The following is a 5,766-nucleotide window of genomic DNA, read 5'->3' on the forward strand; positions in this document are numbered from 1 at the left end:
GGATACGGCGGGACGTGAGGGGGAGGTGGCGGGTAGGGTCCGCCGTCCGGTGGCGGCCAGGGTGGCTGATACGGATTCCGTCCCCCGAAACTCACTCCGCTGTCCCCTCCACAGACGCACCGGGCGTTCCTCAACTGGCCATCATGGGGGACGAGATGGCGTGGCGCACCCCGATAAGGATGTTCCGTCCGAAGGCGGTGCCCGGGGTAGCCGACAAGGGTCTTCCGGTCGAACGCGGTGCCCGGGTTCAGTCCCAGGGCAGCCAGGCCCGCACCGTGAAGCCGCCGCCCTCCTCGGGGCCGTGCTCCAGGCTGCCCCCGGCCAGCACGGCGCGCTCGGTGAGGCCGATGAGGCCCTGGCCGGAGCCGGGCACCGGCGGGACCTCTCCCGGGGGCGCGGGGTTGCGTACCAGGAGGGTGAGTCCGTCGCCCGGGGCGCCCGTGACGGTGACGGTGACCTCGGCGCCGGGTGCGTGCTTGCGGGCGTTGGTCAGGCACTCCTGGGCGATGCGGTAGGCGGTGCGGCCGACGGAGGCGGGGACGGCGGCGCGGTCCGTGACGTGCTGGTCGAGGACGACCTTCATCCCGGCCTCACGGCACTCGGAGACGAGGGTGTCCAGCGCGGCCAGGGTCGGCTGCGGGCGCCCCGCGTCCTCGGGCTCGCCCGCGCGGAGCACTCCGATGATCTCCCGCAGGTCCTGCAGCGCCTCGTGGGCGCTCTCCCGGATGACGCCCGCCGCGCGGACGATCTCGGCCCGTGGCGCGTCGGGCCGGAACTCCAGCGCGCCCGCGTGCACGCTCAGCAGCGTCAGACGGTGCGCCAGGACGTCGTGCATCTCTCGTGCGATGGCCTCCCGGGCGAGCCGTTGCGCCTGTTCGGCCCGGAGTGCCGCCTCGGTCTCGGCGCGTCGGGCGCGGTCCCGGAAGCTCAGCATGAGCTGCCGCTTGGAGCGCACGAACATGCCCCAGCCGACGATCGCGGCGGTGAGGAGTACGGCGAGGAGGACCGCCCAGGGGTAGGGGACGTCGGGGTCGGGGCGCAGCCAGAAGAACAGCGGGTTCAGCAGGAGGGACACGCCGCCGATCCAGGCCACGTACCGGAAGGGGCGGTGCACGGTGAGGGTGAAGAGGGCGACCAGGCCGGCGCCGCCCGCGGTGTTCGACACGAAGCAGACCGGGACCATCGCCACGGCGAGGCCGACCGGCCGGCGTCTGCGCAACCAGACGGCGGCGCAGGCGAGCGCACCGAGCACCTGGTCGAACACGGCGAAGGCCTGCGGCAGGTCGGGCTCGTGCCTGACGGTGTCCGCGCCCAGCAGGCCGATGAACACGGCCAGCAGGAAACAGGTGAAGTCGACGGCCCAGTCGCGTGCGGTGCGCCTGGGCGGCCGTGCGGGTCGGCCGTTTCCGGGGTCGTGGTCGGAGTCGAGGAGGGCCGACGGCAACAGCCAGCTCCGCCCCGGGAAGGTCGGGGGCCGCGGTACCGGCTTGTCACCACTCACGGTCGACAAATCTATGGCGAGCCGGGTCCCGCCACCTCCCCCCGTACGGTGATCGCGACCAAAGTCGTGGCGCCGTCGGCTTTCGGCTGCCCGTCGTGCCGAGGATCGGTACTCCCGTCGTACGGCTCTCGCCCCGCGGCCGATGAGCGTGGGGGGACCGCGGGGCGAGGATCCTTCGCATGAAACAGCTGTTGGAGTTTCTCGGGTTCGTCGCCCTGCTGCAGGGCACGGGCGGTCTGGTGTACGAACTCACGGGCAGGCTGAAGTGGGGGGTGACTCAGCGGTGGGGCGTCCTGGACGGCTACGAGATCTATGTGAGCATCGCGCTGATCGTCCTGGCGATCGCCCTGTTCGCGGCGGCGGAGAGCCGGAAGGCGCGTTGAAAGTTCCGTACTCCTTGAAGGCGGTGACCTCCTTGACGAGGTCACCGGAGAGCATGGTCGTGCCGCGCCGCCCCGGGTCCGTGACGGTGTGCGAAACGACGTACTCGGGCAGGGAGTTGAGCTTCGCCGCGCCCGGGTCGCGGGGGGCGCGGGCGGCCCGGACGGGGCCCGGCGGCGTCGGGGCTCCCCCGGCCGAACCCGGGCCGGGGGTGTCGCGGGTGGATCCGTGGCCGGCGGGGCGCCGGGGCTCGGCGTGGTGCCCCGCGCCCTCAAGTACCCGGACTAGCCGCCCAGTTCCTGGTGGCGGGTCGACAGGTGGGTGCTGCCCTGCTCCGTCAGCGAGCCGAAGAGGCGGAGGCGGGAGATGCCGCCGTCGGGGTAGATGTCGACGCGGGCGTGGGTCGCGAGGACCGGGGCCGCGAGGACGAAGCGGTGGTTGGTGTCGGGCTGGAGACGGGTGCGCGGGAGGACCTCCGTCCACTCGCCGTCGTCGCCGTCCTTCACCGAGACCGTGGCCCAGCCGGCGGCGTTGCCCTTGAGGTACGCCGTGTCGATCTCCAGGGCGCGGATCTCGGACTGGGCGGCGAGGCGGTAGCGGATCCAGTCGTTGCCCTGGTCGCGGCGGCGCCGGGTCTCCCAGCACTCGTGCATCACCCGGGCGCGCCCGGGCTGGATGGTGTTGGTGGCGGGCGAGTAGAAGAGGTTGGAGGCGTCCTCGGCCCGGCCGCCGTTCTCCAGGGCGACCACGTCGAAGGTGCCGAGGGCGGCCAGCCAGGCCGGGTCCGGCACGACCTCGCCGTGCACCCGGAGGCGGGCGATACCGCCGTCGGGGTGCTGGTTCAGGCGGAGGTGGGTGAAGCGCTGCTCGACGGAGACGGCGAAGCCGTTGGCGGCGTGACCGCCGACCGGCGTGCGCGGGACCAGCGTCGTCCACTTCACGTCGTCGGCGAGCAGTTCCTCCGGGGACGGGGAACCGGCCACGCAGGCGCCTTCGACGGACACCGCCTGTGGGTAGTTGCCGCGGAAGTGGGCCGTGTCGACGACGATGCCCCGGATCACCCCGGGCGCGCCGAGGCGGATCAACGCCCAGTCGTGGTCCTCGGCCGTCGGCCAGGGGTGCTCGGCGGAGGCGCCCCGGCGGCGGCGCGTCTCCCAGCCGTCCATGACCTTGCCCTTGTGCCCGAAGTGCTCGGGGTCGAACTCGGCGCGCTCGGGCACCAGCAGGTTCTCCCGGTGGGCGAAGAACTCGTCGTTGGCGGCGATCACACCGGCGCCGAGCCTGCGGTCGGCGAGGTCGGCGTACTGGGTGAAGGGGAAGTCGGCGGTGCGGTAGTCCGCGTACGGGTCGCCGCCGACGTAGGGGTTCGCGTCGCCGGTGAAGCCCGCGAGCGGGGTGTGGTGCTGCGCCGTCACGATGATCAGGTCTGCCTTTCGGTGGTCGCCGCCGGGGGTGCAGGGGTCGGTCAGGGTGTGCGGGTGAGGAGTTGTCCCTTCGGTTCGGTGAACTCGCCGTCCACGACGACGCGTTCACCGCGCAGCCAGGTGGACTTGACCACGCCGTACAGGGTCTTGCCGGCGTAGGCGGTGACACGGTTGCGGTGCTGGAGCGCGCCCGGGTCGACGGTGAAGGTCTCGTCGGGGGCGAGGACGGCGAAGTCGGCGTCGCGGCCGGGCTCGATGGCGCCCTTGCGGTCCAGTCCGACGAGAGCCGCCGTGCGGGTGGACATCCAGCGGACCACGTCCTCCAGGCCGTGACCGCGCCTGCGGGCCTCCGTCCAGACCGCCGCGAGGCTCAGCTGCAGGCCGGAGATGCCGCCCCAGGCGGTGGCGAAGTCGTCGGTCTTGAGGTCGGCGGTCGACGGGGAGTGGTCGGTGACCACACAGTCGATGGTGCCGTCCGCGAGGGCCTGCCACAGGAGGTCCTGGTTGGCGGCCTCCCGGATGGGCGGGCAGCACTTGAACTCGCTCGCTCCGTCCGGGACTTCCTCGGCGGTGAGGGTGAGGTAGTGCGGGCAGGTCTCCACGGTGATCCGTACGCCCTCCCGCTTGGCCTCGGCGATCAGCGGGAGGGCGTCGCTGGAGGACAGGTGGAGCACGTGGACGCGTGCGTCGAGCCGCCGGGCCTGGGCGACGAGGGCCGCGATGGCGGTGTCCTCGGCGTCACGCGGGCGGGAGGCGAGGAAGTCGGCGTACCGGGGGCCGCCCTGCTGGGGTGCCGCGTCGAGGTGGTGGGGGTCCTCGGCGTGCACGATCAGCAGTCCGCCGAAGCCCGCGATCTCGGCCAGGGAGCGGGCGAGCCCGTCCTGGTCGAGGTGCGGGAACTCCTCCACGCCCGACGGCGACAGGAACGCCTTGAAGCCGAAGACCCCGCTGTCGTGCAGCGGCCGCAGGTCCTTGACGTTGTCGGGCAGGGCGCCGCCCCAGAAGCCGACGTCGATGTGGGCCTTGTCGGCGGCGACCTCGCGCTTGGTGCGGAGGTGGTCGACCGTGGTGGTCGGCGGGAGGGAGTTGAGGGGCATGTCGACGAGGGTGGTGATGCCTCCGGCCGCCGCCGCGCGGGTGGCGGTCCAGAAGCCTTCCCAGTGGGTGCGTCCGGGGTCGTTCACATGGACGTGGGTGTCGACGAGACCGGGCAGCAGGACGTGGTCGCCGAGGTCCTCCAGGCGCGCACCGGACGGTGTCTCGGCGTCGTACGGGAGGACGGCCGTGATCCTGCCGTCGGCGACGGCGACCGCGGCGGGACGCGATCCGTCGGGAGTGATGACGCGCGTCGAGCGCAACACCAGTTCAGCCTCGGACACCGGGACCCCTCTCGCCGTACCGCTCTTCACTTCCGCGCGACGGTATGTACTTCCACGTAACGGAATTCAACGTTCTGTTGAAGGAGTTTTCACCCCCTCCTCGCGCCCGTCAAGGGCGCCCCCTCCACTCTGCCTCCAGCGTGCCCACACTGGCTGTTTTCGCAAGACGGAATTACGATTCCACTGAGCAGAACTTAGTGACGTACGAGCGAGTAGTCAACGAACTGCCGGGTAGGCTGCGACCTCGCCCGCCATCTCGAAAGGACCGCGCCCGTGCCGACGACCAGCGCCAGCGCCCACACGACCGACTCCGCCAAGTCGTCCTCCGGTGGTGTCCAGTCCCTCGAGCGCGCCTTCGATCTGCTGGAGCGGATGGCGGACGCCGGCGGCGAGGTGGGCCTGAGCGAGCTGTCCGCGAGCAGCGGCCTGCCGCTGCCGACCATCCACCGGCTGATGCGGACACTGGTCGTCTGCGGCTACGTACGCCAGCAGTCCAACCGGCGCTACGCCCTCGGCCCGCGCCTGATCCGCCTCGGCGAGTCCGCGTCCCGGCTGCTCGGCACCTGGGCGCGCCCGTACCTCGCGCGCCTCGTCGAGGAGACCGGCGAGACGGCGAACATGGCCCTGCTGGACGGCGACGAGATCGTCTACGTCGCCCAGGTGCCGTCCAAGCACTCGATGCGGATGTTCACCGAGGTGGGCCGCCGCGTACTCCCCCACTCCACGGGGGTCGGCAAGGCGCTCCTCGCCGGCTTTCCGGCCGACGAGGTGCGCGCGCTGCTGGGGCGTACGGGCATGCCCGCCGCCACGGACAAGACGATCACCACACCCGAGGGCTTCCTGACCGCCCTGGAGGAGGTACGCCGGCTCGGGTACGCCGTGGACGACAACGAACAGGAGATCGGCGTCCGCTGCCTCGCCGTCTCCGTCCCCAACTCCCCCACCGCCGCGGCCATTTCGATCTCCGGCCCGGCCGGACGCGTCACCGAGACGGCGACCGAGCGGATCGTGCCGGTGCTGCAGCAGGTGGCCGCGGAACTGTCGGAGGCCCTGGCCAACTCGGGGGCGGGTGGCTGAGGGG

5 protein-coding genes are annotated in these 5,766 nt (G+C 72.1%); 2 read left to right on the top strand and 3 right to left on the bottom strand.

What is annotated here, in order from left to right; all coding sequences use genetic code 11:
* Positions 1 to 247: 247 nt before the first annotated feature.
* Positions 248 to 1,501, bottom strand: a complete 1,254-nt coding sequence (locus P1P70_RS39240; RefSeq protein WP_319246362.1) for a sensor histidine kinase — start codon at positions 1,499 to 1,501, stop codon at positions 248 to 250.
* Between the two features lie 179 nt (positions 1,502 to 1,680).
* Between P1P70_RS39240 and P1P70_RS39245 the strand changes: the two genes are divergently transcribed.
* Positions 1,681 to 1,884 (top strand): hypothetical protein, encoded by a 204-nt coding sequence (locus tag P1P70_RS39245; protein ID WP_319246365.1) that lies wholly within the window; start codon positions 1,681 to 1,683, stop codon positions 1,882 to 1,884.
* 282 nt (positions 1,885 to 2,166) lie between these two features.
* Here the strand turns inward: P1P70_RS39245 and alc are convergent, their stop codons facing one another.
* Both alc and allB read right to left on the bottom strand, forming a co-directional pair.
* Positions 2,167 to 3,297 (bottom strand): allantoicase, encoded by a 1,131-nt coding sequence (gene alc / locus P1P70_RS39250; RefSeq protein ID WP_319246368.1) that lies wholly within the window; start codon positions 3,295 to 3,297, stop codon positions 2,167 to 2,169.
* Positions 3,298 to 3,347: 50 nt separating this feature from the next.
* Positions 3,348 to 4,685 (bottom strand): allantoinase AllB, encoded by a 1,338-nt coding sequence (gene allB, locus P1P70_RS39255; RefSeq protein ID WP_319246371.1) that lies wholly within the window; start codon positions 4,683 to 4,685, stop codon positions 3,348 to 3,350.
* A gap of 273 nt (positions 4,686 to 4,958) precedes the next feature.
* Between allB and P1P70_RS39260 the strand changes: the two genes are divergently transcribed.
* Positions 4,959 to 5,762 (top strand): IclR family transcriptional regulator, encoded by an 804-nt coding sequence (locus tag P1P70_RS39260; protein ID WP_319246374.1) that lies wholly within the window; start codon positions 4,959 to 4,961, stop codon positions 5,760 to 5,762.
* Positions 5,763 to 5,766 lie beyond the last annotated feature (4 nt).

This window comes from Streptomyces sp. MB09-02B (assembly GCF_033794485.1).
Taxonomy (GTDB): domain Bacteria; phylum Actinomycetota; class Actinomycetes; order Streptomycetales; family Streptomycetaceae; genus Streptomyces.

Bases quoted from the DNA above. Each gene is read 5' to 3' on its own strand.
- P1P70_RS39245 (WP_319246365.1), top strand. From the start codon at position 1,681: ATGAAACAGCTGTTGGAGTTTCTCGGGTTCGTCGCCCTGCTGCAGGGC.